Source organism: Erwinia sp. S43 (assembly GCF_016624745.1).
Classification (GTDB): Bacteria; Pseudomonadota; Gammaproteobacteria; order Enterobacterales; family Enterobacteriaceae; genus Erwinia; species Erwinia coffeiphila.
Genome location: NZ_JACVTX010000016.1, coordinates 18,321 through 36,741, shown reverse-complemented (window position 1 = coordinate 36,741; position 18,421 = coordinate 18,321). Strand labels below are relative to the sequence as shown.

Sequence of the window (18,421 nt, the reverse complement as noted above, 5' to 3'; positions counted from 1 at the left end):
GCTGTATCGCCCCGTCTGGAGACGGGGCGAAATGCAGACTTACTTAATAAAATCTTCGCCCAAAGCGATATCTTTTTTCAGCGTGTCCAGCATCTGATCAAGCGACTGCTGCTCAAACACGCTCAGTTTACCAATCGGACGACGTTCAACAATACCGTTTTTTCCCAACAGCAGCGGCTGTGAGAAGAAACGGGCGTATTCGCCGCTGCCTTCAACATAGGCACATTCGACAACATTGTTTTCCCCTTTCAGAGCGCGCACCAGCGACAGTCCGAAACGCGCCGCAGCCTGGCCCATTGAGAGCGTCGCCGACCCGCCACCCGCCTTCGCTTCAACAACCTCAGTACCGGCATTTTGAATGCGTTTAGTCAGATCCGCCGCCTCCTGCTCGGTAAAGCTGACGCCTTCAATCTGCGACAGCAGAGGCAGGATGGTAACACCAGAGTGACCGCCCACTACCGGAACGTTCAGATCCTGCGGCTGTTTGCCTTTCAGCGCAGCCACAAAGGTGTTGGCGCGAATAATATCCAGCGTGGTCACGCCGAACAGTTTGTTTTTGTCATACACACCGGCTTTTTTCAGTACTTCAGCTGCAATGGCGACCGTGGTATTAACCGGGTTAGTAATGATGCCAATCAGCGCTTTCGGCGCGGTCGCAGCAACCTGTTCAATCAGGTTGCGTACAATGCCCGCATTGACGTTAAACAGGTCGGAACGGTCCATACCCGGTTTACGCGCTACGCCAGCGGAAATCAGAACCACATCAGCGCCCTGCAAAGCCGGGGTCGCATCTTCACCGCTGAAGCCTTCAATTTTGACTGCTGTAGGGATATGGCTAAGGTCTACCGCAACACCCGGAGTGACGGGGGCGATATCATAGAGAGAGAGTTCTGAACCAGCCGGAAGCTGGGTTTTCAGTAGGAGGGCCAGAGCCTGACCGATACCACCCGCTGCACCGAGAACTGCAACTTTCATCCTAAACTCCTTATTATTTTGAGCATGTTATGCCGGGAAATCCATCTGCTTACGACCTTAGACGACCTGCGGGATAATGACGATAGCGGGTTTACGGTTTTGCGTGCTTAAGCACTAAAAAGCAGCAAATGCTGAAGATATGCCCGCATTACATCCTGTTATCGCTGGTCGCCAGTCGTTGCAACATGCAGACATCGTGATCCGGCGTACCTTACACCTATAGCACTTATCCGAACAACATCAATTTTATAACAAATTGTTCACTTATTGCGCAAAGTAGTACCGGCCCGTTAGATTTCTTTTCAGTGCCAAAGTTTGTTAGACTTCGGCTCCCTGCCAGGCTTTCACCTCGCACCACAATTCAAGTTTGCATAAAAATTCATTTAATTGCATAATAATGTACTATCCCGCTTGGGGTTCCCCCATTCACTTCCTTTTTATCGGTAACCTATGCGTAACCCATCAAAGCAAGAAGAACTGATTAAGGCGTTCAAGGCCTTACTGAAAGAAGAAAAATTCAGCTCGCAGGGCGAAATCGTCAATGCACTGCAGGAAGAAGGCTTCGAGAATATCAATCAGTCAAAAGTCTCGCGGATGCTGACTAAGTTTGGCGCGGTTCGCACCCGTAATGCGAAAATGGAAATGGTGTACTGCCTGCCGGCTGAACTTGGCGTTCCCACCACCACCAGCCCGCTGAAAAACCTGGTGCTGGATGTCGACTTCAATGATGCCCTGGTGGTGATCCATACCAGTCCGGGAGCCGCTCAGCTGATTGCCCGCCTTCTCGACTCACTGGGAAAAGCCGAAGGTATCCTTGGTACTATCGCCGGGGACGATACCATCTTTATTACCCCTGCCCGCGCCTTTACCGTCAAGCAACTGCATGATGCAATCCTGGTCCTGTTCGAGCAGGAGCTTTAAAGGAAAGAGTTATAAGCAGTCTTGTTATGCCCCATTGCTTAACCTCGTGCTAACACCTGTTACCGGGGCATTTATGAGCTGTCGCAAGGCAGCTCTTACCTCAGTTGTCGAGCCACCGCCCCCGTCTATTAGCACATATCACTGGCTTTTCGCGAGAAAACAGCCTGTCTGGCAAAGCACTATTTATTTCACCTGTGTGATCGCCCGCAAATAACCGCACAAATAGTTAAAGTCATCCAGGTTGATGTTTTTACGTGAATTTAACAAAGCCAGAGCAAAATATAAGCACTTCTTATAACTAGTGGTTATTAAAACCGCACACAGTTGCAATAAATCCCAGAAAAATATTATTAGCCTGCTATTAATATTTTCCGTTATCAGATCTATACTTATTTCCGTGATGAGAATCACAGTAACTAAAAAGATAAAAACAGTTGACGAGGAATAAAATCATGAACGTAAAAACTACCATTGCCGCTCTAAGCGTACTCTCTGCTCTGTCATTCGGTACATTTGCCGCCGAATCTGTTAACGCCACTCAGGCGCAGAATCTCCAGTCAATCGGTGTGGTCAGCGTCAGCGGCATCGCCGGTTCACCAATGGATATCCGCCAGGCGCTGGATAGCAAAGCGACGGAGAAAGGCGCCAGTGCATACCGCGTTATCGAGAGTTATCAGAACGGTAACTGGCATGCCACCGCCGAGATTTACAAATAATACCGGTTTAAAAAGTTATTCAGTGTCAAAAAATTAGTACGGTAACCCCAAGAATAATAAATGCTTTTTAGCCCTTTCGGTTACCGAAAAACCTTATCTGGAGTCAATATCATGAAAACTACATTTACTATCGCTGCCTTAGGTCTTGCTTCTGTTCTTTCATTCGGTGCCAGCGCTGCACAACTGGTGACTAACGATCAGGTTGCTCAACAGAATCTGCAATCTGTCGGCACCATCAGCGTCAGCGGCATCGATGCGGCGCCAAGTGATATCCGCCAGCAATTGTCAGATAAAGCTGACCAGCAAGGTGCAACCTCTTATCGCGTGATCGAAGCGCATAACGATGGCAACTACCACGCGACTGCTGAACTGTACAAATAAGTCATCGCACCGGATGCCCGGCATCCGGTGGTGATTTCCACACCCCTCTCATTTAGCTGTACCCGCTATGCACCAGATGCGGTAACAGAAAGCCGATATGCTGGTGCCAGCGCTTACCAAGTAGTAGAAATGCAAGTCCGTATGACAGGCAGGTAACCGCTGAGATTTATTAGTTATTCCTCGTCGGCGGCTATTCGTTGATAGCCCACTATGACGAACTCTTTGGCCCCGTTCGCCGGGGCCCTTTTTGATAAAGACTATCTGACATTGAAGTGGAGCTGGCCCTCCAGCTCCTCTTCAGCTTCATCAAATAGCAGGATCAGCGCTCCATAGCGCCGCTTCTGCCCACTCCCCAGATTGATAAACTCAATTTCCAGCGGTAGCGGCATCTTCACCGCGATCAGCACATCCCATAAACTGTCGAGATCGGTAATACCGTGTGGCTCCAGAGCGAAGCGCTCGCTGAACTGGCGGTAAAAATGCGCGCGATCGACAATCTCGTTAAAGTCAAAAATCTCTTTTCTCATTAAGGCTGCTCCGCTGAAAAAACTGCCGGACGACGGTGTGCCGCCCGCCGGGTTACAGTCCACCAATATGCAGGCCAGGCATCGACCTTTTACTCCACAGATAAAACGTTTTAGGCCTATGGAAGGTGCCGGATGGCATTCCCAACACGCGGGTTTACATCTCTTTCCGCAGCAAAGTATCCCGGCTGTACAGGCCACTTTTCCTTAAAAAAGGAGATCTTTTTTGGCCGGTCCCGGTTCAATTACGGTTATATGAACAAGTATAGATGGCAAAACCATGCTGTTTTGTGACGGTGTGGCATCGTGATGGGAAAAAGTACGGCGAAGATGCCGGTAGTCTGCACTACCGGCGAAAGGATCAAATCTGGATCAGGGTGTTCTGGTATTTTTTCAGCATTTGGGCAAGCCGGGCAACCGGTTCAGTCACGCTGATCGGTGCCTCATACAGCGCCAGCTTTTGCTGGTAAATATCAAACTCGGACAGCAGACGGGTGAAATAGTGACGCCGCTTCGCATCACTACTCGCCGAAATAACCCGGTCAGCGGTGTGGCGCAGCTGTTTATGGAAGGCAGACAGGTCGTCATTAATCGGAATATCCGCATCGCGCAGCCGTTGATGGCCAATAATCAGCGTCAGCGCCAGGCGGAATTTATCAATATCGCCCGGGAAGATATTCAGCAGCATGAACAGCTGCTGATACAGCGCAGGCAGATGGTTTTCCCGCCGCCTGGCCGTATTGGTGGTCATCGCTGACACCGCCGCATACATAAAGCGATTCAGCAGCGTGCGACCTATACGCGCCTTAGAGCTGTCGCGAATAAGCAGAATCACCAACAGTGCCACAAAACAGCCAATGGCCTGCCCCAGCGCACCGTCAAGGAAAGTACTGACGTGGAAGGTCATCGGGTTATCCAGCGTCAAAATGTTAATTGTGCCAACCAGCGCGCCCAGCGTGCCGATCTGACGCCGCTGAATAAAGATACCGGCCACAAATGCCATCACGCCAAGAGCAATACACAGCAGCAGCATACTTTGCTGCGTCGCGGGCATGATCACCATGTAATACAGCGCACCAAGCGGAACGGCAAAAATCATCCCGTAGAGGAAATCCTTGGCCATCATCAACGGGTTTGGCATACGCATAGCCAGAGCGGTAATGACCGCCAGCATAATCATCGCCCCGCTGCCGGAGGCCCAGCCGGTCCACAGCCAGAATATAGAACCCACGGCCGTGGCAACGAAAGTACGAACACCGTTGATAATAGCGTGCCGGGATTCTGCCGAACGCATTCTGACGACCGGCTCGGCATTCAGCACCTCTTCTTCGATACGGCTGATGCTGCTGTTGGTGTGGATACCCTTCAGCAACAGCAAATAGCGGCTGGCCGCAGCGACCCAGCTGCGAATCGTTGCCGGTGTATTTTTGCTGCCGCTGACGGTGATAATCCGGCGCATGATTTTCATCCGCTTATGGATGTCTGCCGTGCTTTCAACCGGCTTTTCAAACAGCAGCAGAAACTGTGGCGGCACATATTCCGGGCGGGAGTTCTGGATCAGGAACGTTTCACAGGCCTGGGTAATCAGCGTCAGTGAAAGCGTGTTCAGCACCGCCATTCGGCGCTCCACCTTCGGCCAGCCACCCGATTCCATCATCAACAGCGAACGCATTCCCTTCAGAGCGGTGGTTCGACGTACCAGTCCAGCCCAGGTTTTATCCACTTCATCCTTATCGGCATGGGCGACGCAAAGCTGCATCAACCGATACTGCTCCAGCAGAAGTGCATCGGCCTCGCGGTCGATATCCTGCTTGATGGATCGCGGCGAAAACAGCATATCGGCGAGAATGGCGCAAACAATACCAATAATGATTTCGCTACAGCGCTCTACGGCAAACTGCGGCGCAAGCAGCAGCGAACCGCTGGAATCAACGCTGACCACGATAATCAACGCGGTATAACCGGCCAGGCCTAAGGCATAGGAGTTCTCAAGCTTGATCAGCGATGACAGCCACACGCATACGCCGGCCCACAGGCAGCACAGCAGCAGCATAAGCAGCGGCGCGCGGATGGTGGCAATCATGATGGTCAGTGCCGCGATACAGCCGATAAAGGTCCCGACAATACGCAGCATGCCGCGATAGCGCAGCGCCCCGGAGAAGGGATCGCCCCCAGCGGCAAAGGCCGTACCGCCGGCAACAATCGCGGCGGTCATCACCGACCAGCGCGGAGTTTCAAGATTGAATTCAAAGCCCACAAACAGCGCCAGAATGATGGCAAAAGTCAGCTTGATGGGAAATCGCAGACGATACCACTGCATCATTTACTCCACCTTAGCCAAACTCGCGCAGGCGATGCATCAGTTTCATCAGCGGGGAGATGTCTTTTTCCTGGCGATCCTGCGCACCGGTTACCACAACGGTCGCCGTGGTGCCTGACGGGAACAGGTTGCCCGGCTGCTTGTCCAGGCGAATACGCACAGGCACACGTTGTGCCAGACGTACCCACTCCAGATTCGAATCGACGGTCGCCATGCCTTTGCTGTCAACGGTACTGCTGCTGTTCGTCACCCCGGCGGCCATGCTGTCAACGGTGCCAAGAATGACCTGGTTGCTGCCAAGCGGCGTGATCTCAACACGATAGCCAGGACGAATACCATCCAGCTTAGTCTCTTCCATAAAGGCCAGTACATAGAACGAATTCTGTTTGACCAGCGCCACCGACGTGGAACCCCGGGTAATAAACTCACCGGCATAGACGTTCAGGTTGGTGATCCACCCGGCCGAGGGTGCCTTCACTACGGTACGTTCCAGATCCAGTTTCGCCAGATCGCGCGTGGCGATGGATTTCGCCAGCTGATGCTCCGTGGTCTGGTAATCATTGTTGGCTTGATCGATAGCCTCACGCGACATGGCGGAAACGCCCAGCCGGTTGCGACGAGACGCTTCGCGACGCTTCTCATCCAGAATGGCCTGGTAGTAGGCAACGTCGGCATTAGCCTCGTCCAGCGCTTTTTGATAGCGCGGCTGGTCAATCACGAACAGCACCTGGCCTTTCTCAACCAGCTGGTTATCACGCACACGCACATCGGTTATCAGGCCACTCACATCGGGTGCAATCGCGACCACATCGGCGGTAAACTTTGCATCGCGGGTCCACGGGGATTCGGTGTAAAACACCCAAACGCGGAAAATCAGAACCACCGCGATCGCCACCAAAATCAGGGTGATGGCGAAACGGGAAATTTTTCTTATTAGTGCTTTCACGATGACCTCAGACGAACAAGCGGGATACAAGGTAGAACAGACAGCAGTAAAGCGCGGTGTTAAACAGCGCTGGATGCCAGACCCTGTCATAGAGTCCGGTCGGCATAAGCAGGCGACGAACCAGCCAGAACAGCATCAATGACACGACGATTTCAAAGAAAATGGGCGGAAAAGAAAGCCCGAAAACCACGATAACAGGAAGCACACTCATCTCTTATCCTTGTAAAAACAGTGCCGGAATACGAAGACGCAATAACGATCTCCCACCTGTTTCAGGGCAGTTTAAAGTTCAGGCTGATGATGGCCACGAAGTCGGGCCCGGATCACAACCGATACTCACAGAATAGTAGCTTATAAAGTGAGCTTTAAAATAGGGAGTAGGACTTCAGAACGGTAGTCCGGCACTGCTATAGTAACGCGCTTGACTATAAGTTATCTACTAAATGTGATCTAAATCACTTTTAAGCCAGGGTTAATAATGGAAAGACTGAAAGGCATGTCCGTTTTCGCCAAAGTGGTGGAACTGGGCTCGTTCACCGCCGCAGCACAGCAGCTACAGCTCAGCGTTTCTGCGGTCAGCCAGATTGTCGCCCGGCTGGAAGATGAGCTGCAGGTTAAATTGCTTAATCGTAGTACGCGCAGTATCGGGCTGACCGAAGCAGGGAAGATCTATTTTCAGGGCTGTCGGAGAATGCTGTCTGAAGTTCAGCAGGTTCATGAACAGCTGTGGGCATTTAATAATACGCCCATCGGTACGCTGCGCATCGGCAGCTCTTCCACCATGTCGCAAAACCTGCTGGCCCCGATGACGGTGGAGATGCTGAAAGAATATCCCGGCCTGACAATTAATCTGGTCACCGGTATTCCGGCCCCTGACCTGATCGCCGATGGTCTGGATCTGGTCCTGCGTGTGGGTGCTCTTCAGGATTCCGGTCTGTTTTCCAAACGCCTGGGATCGATGCCGATGGTGGTCTGTGCAGCAAAAAGCTATCTGGCACAGCACGGTACGCCGGAAAATCCAGAGGATATCAGTAACTTTTCATGGCTTGAATACAGCGTGCGCACTGACAATGATTTTGAACTGACTTCACCGGAAGGTAAATCTGTTCGCTTATCGCCGCAGGGGCGTTTTGCCACCAATGATGCTCAGACGTTAATTCGCTGGCTGAAAGCCGGGACCGGTATCGCCTACGTGCCGCTGATGTGGGTGATTGAAGAGATTAACGCCGGTGAGGTTGAGATCCTGTTTACCCACTATCATTCGATGCCGCGCCCGGTCTATGCGCTCTATACGCAAAAAGACAAGCTGCCGCTCAAAGTTCAGGTATGTATTAACTACCTTATCAGTTACTTCGATAAGGTCGATGAAATCTACCGGGAATTCCGAAAGGTGTAGCGGGGAAATAAAAAATCGGGCGGCCGCCTGTGCGATCGCCCGATTTAAATAACTGAACGTTGCGAGAAAACCAGCGTTGAATTACGCCGTGCCGCCTACCGTGATTTTATCCAGCTTCAGCGTTGGCTGGCCGACGCCGACCGGCAGACTTTGCCCTTCTTTACCGCAGACGCCAACGCCTTTATCCAGCGCCAGATCGTTACCGACCATCGAAATCTGCTGCATCGCCTCAATGCCGGAACCGATCAGGGTTGCCCCCTTCACCGGTTTAGTCACTTTGCCGTTCTCAATCAGATAGGCTTCTGAGGTTGAGAACACAAACTTACCGGAGGTGATATCCACCTGACCACCGCCGAAGTTCGGCGCGTACAGGCCATATTCAACGCTGGCAATAATGTCTGACGGCGTCGATTTACCGGCCAGCATATAGGTGTTGGTCATCCGTGGCATCGGCAGGTGCGCGTAGGACTCACGGCGGCCGTTACCGGTTGGCTTAACGCCCATCAGACGCGCATTGAGCTTATCCTGCATGTAGCCTTTCAGAATACCGTTTTCAATCAGTACGTTGTACTGTCCCGGAACACCTTCATCATCAACGGCCAGCGAACCACGTAGCCCTTCAATGGTGCCGTCATCCACTACGGTACAGAGTTCGGAAGCCACCAGCTCCCCCATCTGACCGCTGAATACCGAAGTACCACGACGGTTGAAGTCGCCTTCCAGGCCGTGACCCACCGCTTCATGCAGCAGCACGCCCGGCCAGCCTGCGCCCAGTACCACAGGTACGGAGCCTGCCGGGGCCGCTACGGCGTTCAGATTCACCAGCGCCATACGGACCGCCTCACGCGCCCAGGCGTCGGCACGAACTTCACCGTCTTCATTCGCCAGGAAGAACTCATAACCATGACGACCGCCGCCGCCGCTGGAACCACGCTCGCGCTTGCCGTTATCCTCAACCTGTACGCTGACGGACAGACGAACCAGCGGACGGACATCCGCCGCCAACGTTCCATCCGTGGCCGCCACCAGCACCAGTTCGTAAACGCCGGTCAGGCTGGCAGAAACTTCCTGAACGCGCTTATCTGCAGCACGCGCGGCACTGTCAACACGGTGCAGCAGGGCAATTTTTTCTTCGCGGGTCAGGCTTTGCAGCGGATCGAGCGCCGGATACAGCGGGCGATGCAGCACCGCGCCCAGGGTGTGCGACTGACCGTTGCCCTGTTCACGCACGATGCTTCTGGCCGCCGCTGCGCTCTGGTGCAGCGCATTCAAGGTGATCTGATCGGCATAGGCAAAACCGGTTTTCTCGCCGCTTACCGCGCGCACGCCCACACCCTGATCGATATTGTAGGAGCCATCTTTAATGATGCGGTCTTCCAGCACCCAGGATTCATGATAGCTGGACTGGAAATAGAGGTCGGCATAATCCAGCTTACGCTCGGAGAGCTGGCCGAGAATGGCAAACAGATCGTTATGACTAATGTTATTGGCAGCCAGTAGCTGCTCACTCACCAAATTCAGACTCATGAATTCTCACTCAGTATGGATGAGCCAGATGCGACTGGCCCTCAATATTCATTTAGGTTCGCTATGTTTACAGCGTGAGGCAATTCCATAGCCACGTCAAATTCACTTATCGTCGTTTTCTCGCGGCTTGCGCAGTACCTCATTGATTTCAGGCTTATCAATTGGCCCGGTGATGTGATAGCGCAGTACTGAAATTTTATTCCACAGCGGCCCCAGCACCTTGCTGGCGGCAAACACGGCAGCACCCACAACCGGGTTAACGGCAAAGGCCACACCAACCCCGACCGTCGTAGAAATCTCCGGCGCGACCACTGCTTCCATATCAATCTGCCGTCTTACGAGATCCATTTTGCCCTTCATGGCAATGTCCGCTTCCAGCCCATCCACCAGCAGGTTATCCGTGTGCATCACGCCATTTTCTATCCAGGCGGTGCCGTTGATCGAATCAAACCAGAAGCCCTGACCAAAGGTGTCGCTGAAATCAAAACGCAGCTTGCGGATCAGCGCATCGAAGCTGACCAGCCGCAGCAGCTGACCGGCACGCCCGGTTGAGACGTCGGTAATCTGCCCCGCGCCAAGATGCGATTTCAGCACCCCGCTCAACGTTTCTTCCGAAGGCTGCCACGGCGCAGAACGCCAGTGCAGATCGTAGTCGACGTTAAACGGCGCATCGCGCAGCGGGCTGCTAATGCCGAACCAGTTGGTCGCCTCGTTGATTTTTTTGCCGCTCAGGACACCTTTCAATGAGGTGCGCTGACCATCAGGACGATTTACCCACTCACCGTTAACCGTCAGGCGTGCATTACCGCTGTCAATCAGCCCGTTCTCCAGCTTCAGCGTGTCGCCCGTCGGCGTCAGAGAAGCCTGCATGCGGCCAAATTTTTGCCCGCGCAGCCAGCACTCGGCGCAGTTCAGATTCAGTGCTGGCCAGCGGCTGAAGTCGATGCTGGAAGCATCGGCCGGCAGTGGAGCACCGCCGCCCGAGGTCTGCCACTGCGGGTTATAATAGAGATATTTGAGCTGAGCGATCCAGGGGGCCGAGCGCTTCACCATCAGCGTCCCCTCCACTTCTTTCCCCTTCGCCGCGACCGTCGTGTCGCCAGCAACATCCTGACTTAGCGTAACGTTGAGATCCTGCCATCGCTGCCCCGCCAGCGTCAGAGCGGGCGTATGCAGCCGGATATCGCCCGGTAACGCGCTGCTGCCCGCCTTTTCGTTCTCAGAACCGGCAGCGGCCATAAGCCCCATCCACGCGCTACCATCAAGCGGCGGCAGATTCAGCACCATACCCTGAGTTTCCGGCAGCGGCGGCGTGCGTTTCGCATCATTCTCCCAAATACCGCGATCGATGCGCAGCTGTTTGCCCAGCAGCCAGCGGCTGTTAAAACGATGACGACTGCCGACCGAGCCACTGAGATCGAAGCTATTAAGATTACCTTTCGCCGTCAGTTTGACTGGCGTATTTGCAGGCTTACTGAGATCCAACGGTGCAGGTAAGTGACTACTTACATTTTTCAGGTCGCTGTCGATATCAACTTGATAATTTGCACCACCGCCGTGCGGTAGCGTGATTTGAACTTTACCCTGCCATGGCAGATTCCCCGCCAGCTGCGACCTTACCGCTGCCGGTATCACATTGATCTCACCGGGCTGCCAGTCTGCCTGCAGATCTACACCAATCTGATAATCTTTCTCACCTTCCAGCGTACTAAAACTGACCGCCAACGGCTGACCGAACCAGCGGGCATGCATCTGGTCACTTTTCAAATCGCCGTTATCATAGGTGAGTCGCCCGGAAAGCTGCTCAAACGTGGTTTCCAGCGGTTTGATATGCAGAGAGTTGTTTTTAAAGTTAACGTCACCGGTCGCGCGGACCTGCCTGCCATCCAGCGGGATATCAATATGTAAGTTACCGCTCACATTGCCGCCAACCTGTAGTTCATCAAGCGCAGCACCCAGCGATGACTTCAACGGCGAATCGTTGAAATAGTCGCGAACCTGGTCACCGCCGCCGCTAATTTCACCGTCAATCAGCAGTTTCTCTTCCAGATAATCAGGAATGACCGCCGAGATGTTACGCCCCTGCACCTCACCCAGCTTTGTTTCTTCAGCCTTCATCCACAGGCCGTTATTCACAAAATCGAGATCGATAGCCAGGTTTTCCAGCAGCGGCCAGCCGGGTTCGAATTCGTAGGTGGCTTTTCGCAGCGGTACCGCCACCTCAAACATGCCTTCGTTATGTTTAAACGGGAACTGATGCGGGTCACCGGCGAAGATCAGCGTGGCGTTATCCACCTGCCCGCCTTTTAGCGCGCCGCTGAGGTAGTTGGTCAGTGACGTGCCCATTAGCGGTTCAGGGAAGTAGCGCCAGGCATCGGCGGCATCCGTCAGCTTGATACCGGCCAGGATGTCCAGGCGCGGGGACTGACCTTTCTGCTGTTGGTAATGGAAATCACCGCGGGACCAGAGCGAACGGGCCTGTACGTCAAGCTGCTCACCGGACAGCGTCAGTCCGTCGGCATTATGCTGCCAGTTCAGCGCACCCGAAGCCCGGCTGATTTCCAGCGGAGCGCGGAACATATCGCCGTAGGGTAGTGTCGCCTGCTGTACGGCAAACACCAGCTGACCATCCGCCGCGCTGCCGGAAAGCGAACCGTTAAGGTGCTCCATGCCCGGCAGCAGCTTCCACTGCTGCCAGCTGAGGTTTTGCCAGCGTGCCTGGAAACGGGTCAGTTCGGGCTGGTTCAGCGGTACATCGGCGGCCAGCGACTGTATCTCGCCGCGCGGCTGCAGCGCGCGCCAGTTTTCCAGCAGTTCCGGCGAAAGTTTGGCAAATAGCGGAACCAGCGGGTCAAGCGAACCTAAATCCAGATGCGTGGCGCGCACGCGCAGTTCCGCCTGCTTATCCGGCCCCGGCAGTTCGCTGCTTTGCGGCAGCCAGAGCATGGAAAGCTGACCCTTTGGCCACGGATTGTCATCGGTGATAAAGCGCGTTTGCGGGATGTTAAGCAGCCAGCCGCGGTTAAAGCGGCTGATATGCGCAGTCAGGTTATCCACGCGCAGGTGGTGCGGCCGATCGGAACCCTCCCACTTTGCTCCGCCTCGCTTCAGCCAGACATCGCCACCCCAGACCTCACCGTTTTTCACTTCCATCCATGCGGCAAGGCTGAATTTTGCGCTTTCCAGGCTGGTATTATCGCGCATCCACTGCCCCAGCCACGGCTTCACATCCACATCATCGGCCTGCATCCACACGCGGCCGGTATCGAGATAACCGTTGCTGTCACTCAGATCGAGGCGAACCTGCACCTCGCCGTGCTGGCCAGTAAAGCTGGAAAGGCTGACCAGCCCCTCTGCCCGGTGGCGGTTACTTTCGTTAAGCCAGGTGAGCTGAGGAATTGCCAGTTGGGCACGTTGCCCGGAAGGGGTAACGAAGCTGATTTCACTGTCGCGCAGGTCGAAGTGATCGAACTGCCGCAGGAACAGGTTGTTGAGGCGATCGGCCTGTAAATCGGTTTGACCGCCGCCGCCGGTTAGCGGGGTGTTGGTAACCAGATTAAGCTGCCAGAAGGTCAGATCGCGAAACTGCCAGCGCAGATGCAGCAGTGACTGCCAGACATCCAGTGCCAGCGTGACGCGCTGAATGCTGACGCTGCCGCCGTCAGACAGCGCCGCCTGAATATCCTTAATTTCCAGGCGCGGACCGAAAGATTCCCAATTTCCAGACAGCGAACTGGACGTTACCTTACCGCCTGCCGCGGCCGATACGCGCTCAAGAATCGGCTCGCGCCAGGTATTCATATGCGGCATCACCAGGCGTAAGCCACTAACCAGCAGCGCAATAACCACAACTAACGTTGCGCCAGTCAGTAGCAAAATCCTCGGCAGTTGCCTCACATGCCTCTCCTTGTTTCGTTCCGGGGTAACAGTTTTTACTCTACATCATCACTACGTCAAACTGTTCCTGCGTATAGAGCGGCTCAATCTGTACTTTAACCTGCTTGCCGACGAAGATTTCCACTTCTGCCAGCGCATGCGATTCATCGCTTTTCAGCGCCTCACCGACCGCCGGGGAAGCGTAGACAAGGAAGCGATCGGAGTCATAGGCATGATGCACACGAACAATCTCACGCATAATTTCATAACACACGGTTTCTACCGTTTTCAGCGTGCCGCGGCCTTTACATACCGGGCAGTCCTGACACAGCACGTGCTCAATACTTTCGCGGGTGCGCTTGCGCGTCATTTCCACCAGGCCGAGCTGAGAGAAACCGTTAATGCCGGTCTTCACCCGATCTTTGCTCAGCGCCTGTTCCAGCGAGTGCAGCACCCGGCGGCGGTGGTCTTCATTACTCATATCGATAAAGTCGATAATAATAATGCCGCCGAGATTACGCAGCCGCAGCTGCCGGGCGATGGCCTGTGTGGCCTCGATATTCGTATTGAAGATGGTTTCTTCAAGATTACGATGGCCAACGAACGCACCGGTATTGATGTCGATGGTGGTCATCGCCTCGGTCTGATCGATAATCAGGTAACCACCGGATTTCAGCTCAACCTTACGGTCCAGCGAGCGCTGAATTTCATTTTCCACGTCGAACAGGTCGAATATCGGCTGCTTGCCGGTATACAGCTCCAGCTTCGCGGTCATTTCCGGGATGTACTCGCTGGTGAATTCCACCAGGTGTTCGAAAGTTTGACGTGAGTCGATACGAATGCGATCCAGCGCCGCGCCGGCAAAGTCGCGCAGAATACGCTGTGAAAGCGCCACCTCGCCGTACAGACGGTAGCGGGTTTGATTACGCTTCTTGCGCTCAATCACCTTGGTCCACAGGCGCTTGAGAAACGCAGCATCCGAGGCCAGCTCTTCTTCACCCACGCCTTCCGCCGCGGTGCGGATAATATAGCCGCCCAGCTCATCGCAGTAGCCGGAGACCACCGCTTTCAGGCGGTCGCGTTCGGCTTCGCTGTCAATGCGCTGTGAAACGCCGACGTGGGAGGCACCCGGCATAAACACCAGATAGCGTGATGGCAGCGTAATGTCGGTGGTCAGACGTGCGCCTTTGGTGCCCAGCGGATCTTTCACCACCTGCACCATCAGATCCTGCCCCTGACGAACCAGCTCGGAGATATCCCGCACCGAGAAGTTTTTCTGTTCATCGCCCGCGACGCATTCGGTGTGCGGCATGATGTCGGAAGCATGAAGAAAAGCGGCCTTCTCCAGACCGATATCCACAAACGCCGCCTGCATCCCAGGCAGTACCCGGCTGACGCGGCCTTTATAAATATTACCGACGATGCCACGGCGCGCTTCGCGCTCGATATGAATTTCCTGCAAAATGCCGCCATCGATGTAGGCTACGCGGGTTTCCGACGGCGTAATATTAACCAGCAGTTCAGCTGTCATCTTGTCCTCTCACTTCACGCAGCGCCAGGAAGCTGCTGAACAGCTCGGCTGTTTCAACCAGAGGCAATCCCACCACTGCGTAATAACTTCCGTTAATTTTTCTGACAAAGTTTCCACCCAGTCCCTGAATACCATACGCACCGGCTTTGTCCATCGGCTCGCCGCTGGCGATATAGTTCCTGATATCATCTGGTGTCAGTGAGCGAAACGTCACATCGGTGACAACAAGGCAATCAAGCGACCGCTGGCTGTCGGCAAACGCTACGGCAGTCATCACCTGATGGGTCTGGCCGGAGAGCTTTGCCAGCATCGCGGCTGCGGCATCTTTATCGGCTGGTTTTTCCAGCACTTCATTATGTAATACGACTATGGTATCGGCCCCAAGTACGGGCAGATCCTGGCGGGCAACGGCCACGCCGGCCTGCGCTTTTTCCAGCGCCAGCCGACGGACGTAGTGTTCGGCCTGTTCACCATCGCGGCGCTGCTCTTCTACCTCAGTAGAGATGCGCTCAAATGATAAACCAAGCTGAGTCAGTAGTTCACGACGACGGGGAGAACCAGAAGCCAGATACAGGGATACCATAATTGTCCTTTATTGTACGGCAAACTGGCGGCGAATTTTTCTCATCAGTAAGAACAACCAGGGCCAGAGTATGCCGTCGATGACGCTGCTCCAGAAAATTTCTGGTCTGAACGAAACGTTGATTACCAAGAATTCGGCCCAGAAGACGATCACATCCATCGCCAGCGACAGCACCATCACCATCAGTGCCTGCTGCCACAGCGCCAGATTGCGGAACAGCTGGAATTTAAACGCCACCAGATACGCGATAATGCTCAATGCCAGCGCGCGTACGCCCAGCGTTGAACCAGAGATGAGGTCCATTATAGATCCCATCACGAATCCCGTACCGACATTTACCCGATGCGGCAGCGCCAGCACCCAGTAAATTAAGATCAGCAGCAGCCAGGATGGCCGGAACATATAAATCTGTTCCGGCCAGGGCATGATTTGCAATACCAACGCAACGAGGAATGAGAGCCAGATGACCCAACGGCCATGACTGCGATAGCTACTCAAGGCTGACCTCCACGCACCGGTGACTGGCGGCGAACCGGCGCAGCCTGAGCTGGCGCGGGTTCCGTCACGGCAGCCGTGCCGGGCGCGGTGCTACCACTGTCACTAACAGCAGGCGGAGCCGGAGGCCCCATCTCGCTTACCGGCGGCAGTACCTGAGGCATCATCTGCATCAGACGTTCGTTTGCCACGCGGTGAACTTCATCAGGTGCCATTGGCATGGTGCCGTTACGATCGGCCCCCCACAGCAGTAGCAGATAGCGCAAACGCTGCAGTCCGGCGGTTGGACGCGCCTGAATCACCGTATAGGCACGCTGCGTATCCACTTTCACCGACGACACAACGCCGACAGGATAGCCTTCAGGGAAACGTCCACCGAGGCCCGACGTTACAAGCACGTCACCCACACGAATATCGGTGTTGCCCGGCAGATGCTCAAGCTGCAAATCTTCCGTGCAGCCGTTGCCCGCCGCGATCACGCGGATATCGTTGCGCAGTACCTGGATCGGCAGTGCATGGGAAGCATCGCAAATCAGCAGCACGCGGCTGGTGATTTTACCGACGGCAACCACCTGTCCGACGACGCCCTTATCGCTGATAACAGGCTGCCCTTCGTAAACACCGTTTACGCTGCCTTTATCAATCACTACCTGATCGGTATAAGGATCGCTGCCAGTAGAGATGACCTGGGTCACCATCTTGTGTTCATCCTGACGCAACGGCGAACCCAGCAGTTCGCGCAGGCGGGCATTTTCCTGTTTGAATTGTCCCAGCATCAGCAGTTCGCTGTTCTTCAGGATCAGTTCACGACGTAAGGCTTTATTTTCCAGCTCGACCTGCTGGCGGGAGGCCAATGTTTCAGAAACATCGTCCAGAATTTGACGCGGCCCATTGGCCAGAAAGTAGAATGGACTAACGGCGGTATCCATATAGGTGCGTATTTGGGTGAAAGCCCCCATACGACTATCGGCAACAATAACGCCTATTGCCACTATAACCGCTAAAAATAAGCGTAACTGCAGGGAAGGCCCCCTGCTGAACATCGGCTTCATAAAATCGGCGTTTTCCTCGACAACATGAAAAAGGAGTGCGGGCAGCGCCCCGCCACTCCCTTCAGGCAAATTATTCTTCGCTGAACAAATCGCCGCCGTGCATGTCAATCATTTCCAACGCTTTACCACCACCGCGTGCTACGCAGGTCAGCGGATCTTCTGCAACGACTACCGGAATGCCGGTCTCTTCCATAAGCAGGCGGTCCAGGTTACGCAGCAGCGCACCACCACCGGTCAGTACCATGCCGCGTTCGGAGATGTCAGATGCCAGCTCTGGTGGGCACTGTTCCAGTGCAACCATAACGGCGCTCACGATACCGGTCAAAGGCTCCTGCAGCGCTTCCAGGATCTCGTTTGAGTTCAGCGTGAAACCACGTGGAACCCCTTCAGCCAGGTTACGGCCACGCACTTCCATTTCATGCACTTCATCACCCGGGTACGCCGAGCCGATACCGTGCTTGATGCGTTCTGCGGTTGCTTCACCGATCAGTGAACCGTAGTTACGACGCACATAATTAATGATGGCTTCATCGAAGCGGTCACCACCAATACGTACGGAAGAGGAATAAACCACACCGTTGAGGGAAATCACGGCAACTTCTGTTGTACCGCCACCGATATCCACCACCATCGAACCGGTCGCTTCAGATACCGGCAGACCAGCACCGATTGCCGCCGCCATTGGTTCCTCAATCAGGAACACTTCACGCGCGCCTGCCCCCTGGGCAGATTCACGGATAGCACGACGTTCAACCTGCGTTGCGCCCACAGGAACACAAACCAGCACGCGCGGACTTGGGCGCATAAAGCTGTTGCTGTGTACCTGTTTAATAAAGTGTTGCAGCATTTTTTCGGTCACGAAGAAGTCAGCGATAACGCCGTCTTTCATTGGACGAATAGCCGCGATATTGCCAGGCGTACGGCCCAGCATTTGTTTTGCATCATGACCTACTGCCGCCACGCTCTTAGGAGAACCGGCACGATCCTGACGAATAGCAACGACGGAGGGCTCATTAAGAACGATGCCCTGTCCTTTCACGTAGATCAGGGTATTGGCGGTACCCAGGTCGATGGACAAGTCGTTGGAAAACATGCCACGAAATTTTTTAAACATACTAAAGGATAATCCTGCAAGCTGGGGGCGGAAAATAAAATCCGCTTACTTTACCAACCACACG

16 protein-coding genes are annotated in these 18,421 nt (G+C 54.3%); 4 read left to right on the top strand and 12 right to left on the bottom strand.

Going from position 1 to position 18,421, the window contains the following annotated elements:
* Positions 1-39 precede the first annotated feature (39 nt).
* The gene (gene mdh, locus IBT47_RS17690) at positions 40-975 is read right to left on the bottom strand and encodes a malate dehydrogenase (protein ID WP_200561818.1); all 936 of its coding nucleotides are present in this window, start codon (positions 973-975) and stop codon (positions 40-42) included.
* 450 nt (positions 976-1,425) lie between these two features.
* Between mdh and argR the strand changes: the two genes are divergently transcribed.
* The 3 genes from argR (at position 1,426) to yhcN (IBT47_RS17675) (ending at position 2,993) form a co-directional block, all read left to right on the top strand.
* On the top strand, positions 1,426-1,896 hold the full coding sequence (argR, locus tag IBT47_RS17685) for a transcriptional regulator ArgR (RefSeq protein ID WP_105592902.1): 471 nt from the start codon (positions 1,426-1,428) through the stop codon (positions 1,894-1,896).
* Between the two features lie 452 nt (positions 1,897-2,348).
* Entirely contained in the window at positions 2,349-2,612 is a 264-nt protein-coding gene (gene yhcN, locus IBT47_RS17680) for a peroxide/acid stress response protein YhcN (RefSeq protein WP_200561816.1), read from the top strand.
* Between the two features lie 111 nt (positions 2,613-2,723).
* Entirely contained in the window at positions 2,724-2,993 is a 270-nt protein-coding gene (yhcN, locus tag IBT47_RS17675) for a peroxide/acid stress response protein YhcN (RefSeq protein ID WP_105592900.1), read from the top strand.
* 257 nt (positions 2,994-3,250) lie between these two features.
* Here yhcN (IBT47_RS17675) and IBT47_RS17670 read toward each other — a convergent pair whose 3' ends face one another.
* The 4 genes from IBT47_RS17670 to aaeX form a co-directional block, all read right to left on the bottom strand.
* A complete protein-coding gene (locus IBT47_RS17670; protein ID WP_200561814.1) occupies positions 3,251-3,520 on the bottom strand; it encodes a hypothetical protein in 270 nt (89 codons plus the stop codon).
* Between the two features lie 358 nt (positions 3,521-3,878).
* Entirely contained in the window at positions 3,879-5,837 is a 1,959-nt protein-coding gene (gene aaeB, locus IBT47_RS17665) for a p-hydroxybenzoic acid efflux pump subunit AaeB (protein WP_370569484.1), read from the bottom strand.
* Between the two features lie 13 nt (positions 5,838-5,850).
* Positions 5,851-6,783, bottom strand: coding sequence for a p-hydroxybenzoic acid efflux pump subunit AaeA (gene aaeA, locus IBT47_RS17660; RefSeq protein ID WP_200561812.1), 933 nt, complete (start codon positions 6,781-6,783; stop codon positions 5,851-5,853).
* A gap of 7 nt (positions 6,784-6,790) precedes the next feature.
* Positions 6,791-6,994 (bottom strand): p-hydroxybenzoic acid efflux pump operon protein AaeX, encoded by a 204-nt coding sequence (gene aaeX / locus IBT47_RS17655; protein ID WP_105592894.1) that lies wholly within the window; start codon positions 6,992-6,994, stop codon positions 6,791-6,793.
* Between the two features lie 267 nt (positions 6,995-7,261).
* On the opposite strand from aaeX, the gene aaeR reads away from it, so the two are divergent.
* The gene (gene aaeR, locus IBT47_RS17650; protein WP_105592893.1) at positions 7,262-8,179 is read left to right on the top strand and encodes an HTH-type transcriptional activator AaeR; all 918 of its coding nucleotides are present in this window, start codon (positions 7,262-7,264) and stop codon (positions 8,177-8,179) included.
* A gap of 81 nt (positions 8,180-8,260) precedes the next feature.
* On the opposite strand, the gene tldD is transcribed toward aaeR, so the two are convergent.
* The 7 genes from tldD to mreB all read right to left on the bottom strand — a co-directional run bounded on the left by tldD (position 8,261) and on the right by mreB (position 18,357).
* A complete protein-coding gene (gene tldD / locus IBT47_RS17645) occupies positions 8,261-9,706 on the bottom strand; it encodes a metalloprotease TldD (protein WP_200561810.1) in 1,446 nt (481 codons plus the stop codon).
* 102 nt (positions 9,707-9,808) lie between these two features.
* On the bottom strand, positions 9,809-13,603 hold the full coding sequence (yhdP, locus tag IBT47_RS17640) for an AsmA2 domain-containing protein YhdP (RefSeq protein ID WP_200561808.1): 3,795 nt from the start codon (positions 13,601-13,603) through the stop codon (positions 9,809-9,811).
* A 40-nt stretch (positions 13,604-13,643) separates the two neighbouring features.
* Positions 13,644-15,113, bottom strand: a complete 1,470-nt coding sequence (gene rng, locus IBT47_RS17635; protein WP_105592890.1) for a ribonuclease G — start codon at positions 15,111-15,113, stop codon at positions 13,644-13,646.
* On the bottom strand, positions 15,103-15,696 hold the full coding sequence (locus tag IBT47_RS17630; RefSeq protein ID WP_200546519.1) for a nucleoside triphosphate pyrophosphatase: 594 nt from the start codon (positions 15,694-15,696) through the stop codon (positions 15,103-15,105). Before IBT47_RS17630 ends, rng begins: the two co-directional genes overlap by 11 nt.
* A 9-nt stretch (positions 15,697-15,705) precedes the next feature.
* Complete coding sequence (mreD, locus tag IBT47_RS17625) at positions 15,706-16,194, bottom strand: rod shape-determining protein MreD (RefSeq protein WP_105592888.1); 489 nt, start codon at positions 16,192-16,194, stop codon at positions 15,706-15,708.
* A complete protein-coding gene (gene mreC / locus IBT47_RS17620) occupies positions 16,191-17,243 on the bottom strand; it encodes a rod shape-determining protein MreC (RefSeq protein WP_234471967.1) in 1,053 nt (350 codons plus the stop codon). Before mreC ends, mreD begins: the two co-directional genes overlap by 4 nt.
* A gap of 70 nt (positions 17,244-17,313) precedes the next feature.
* Positions 17,314-18,357 (bottom strand): rod shape-determining protein MreB, encoded by a 1,044-nt coding sequence (mreB, locus tag IBT47_RS17615; RefSeq protein ID WP_105592886.1) that lies wholly within the window; start codon positions 18,355-18,357, stop codon positions 17,314-17,316.
* Between the last annotated feature and the right edge of the window lie 64 nt (positions 18,358-18,421).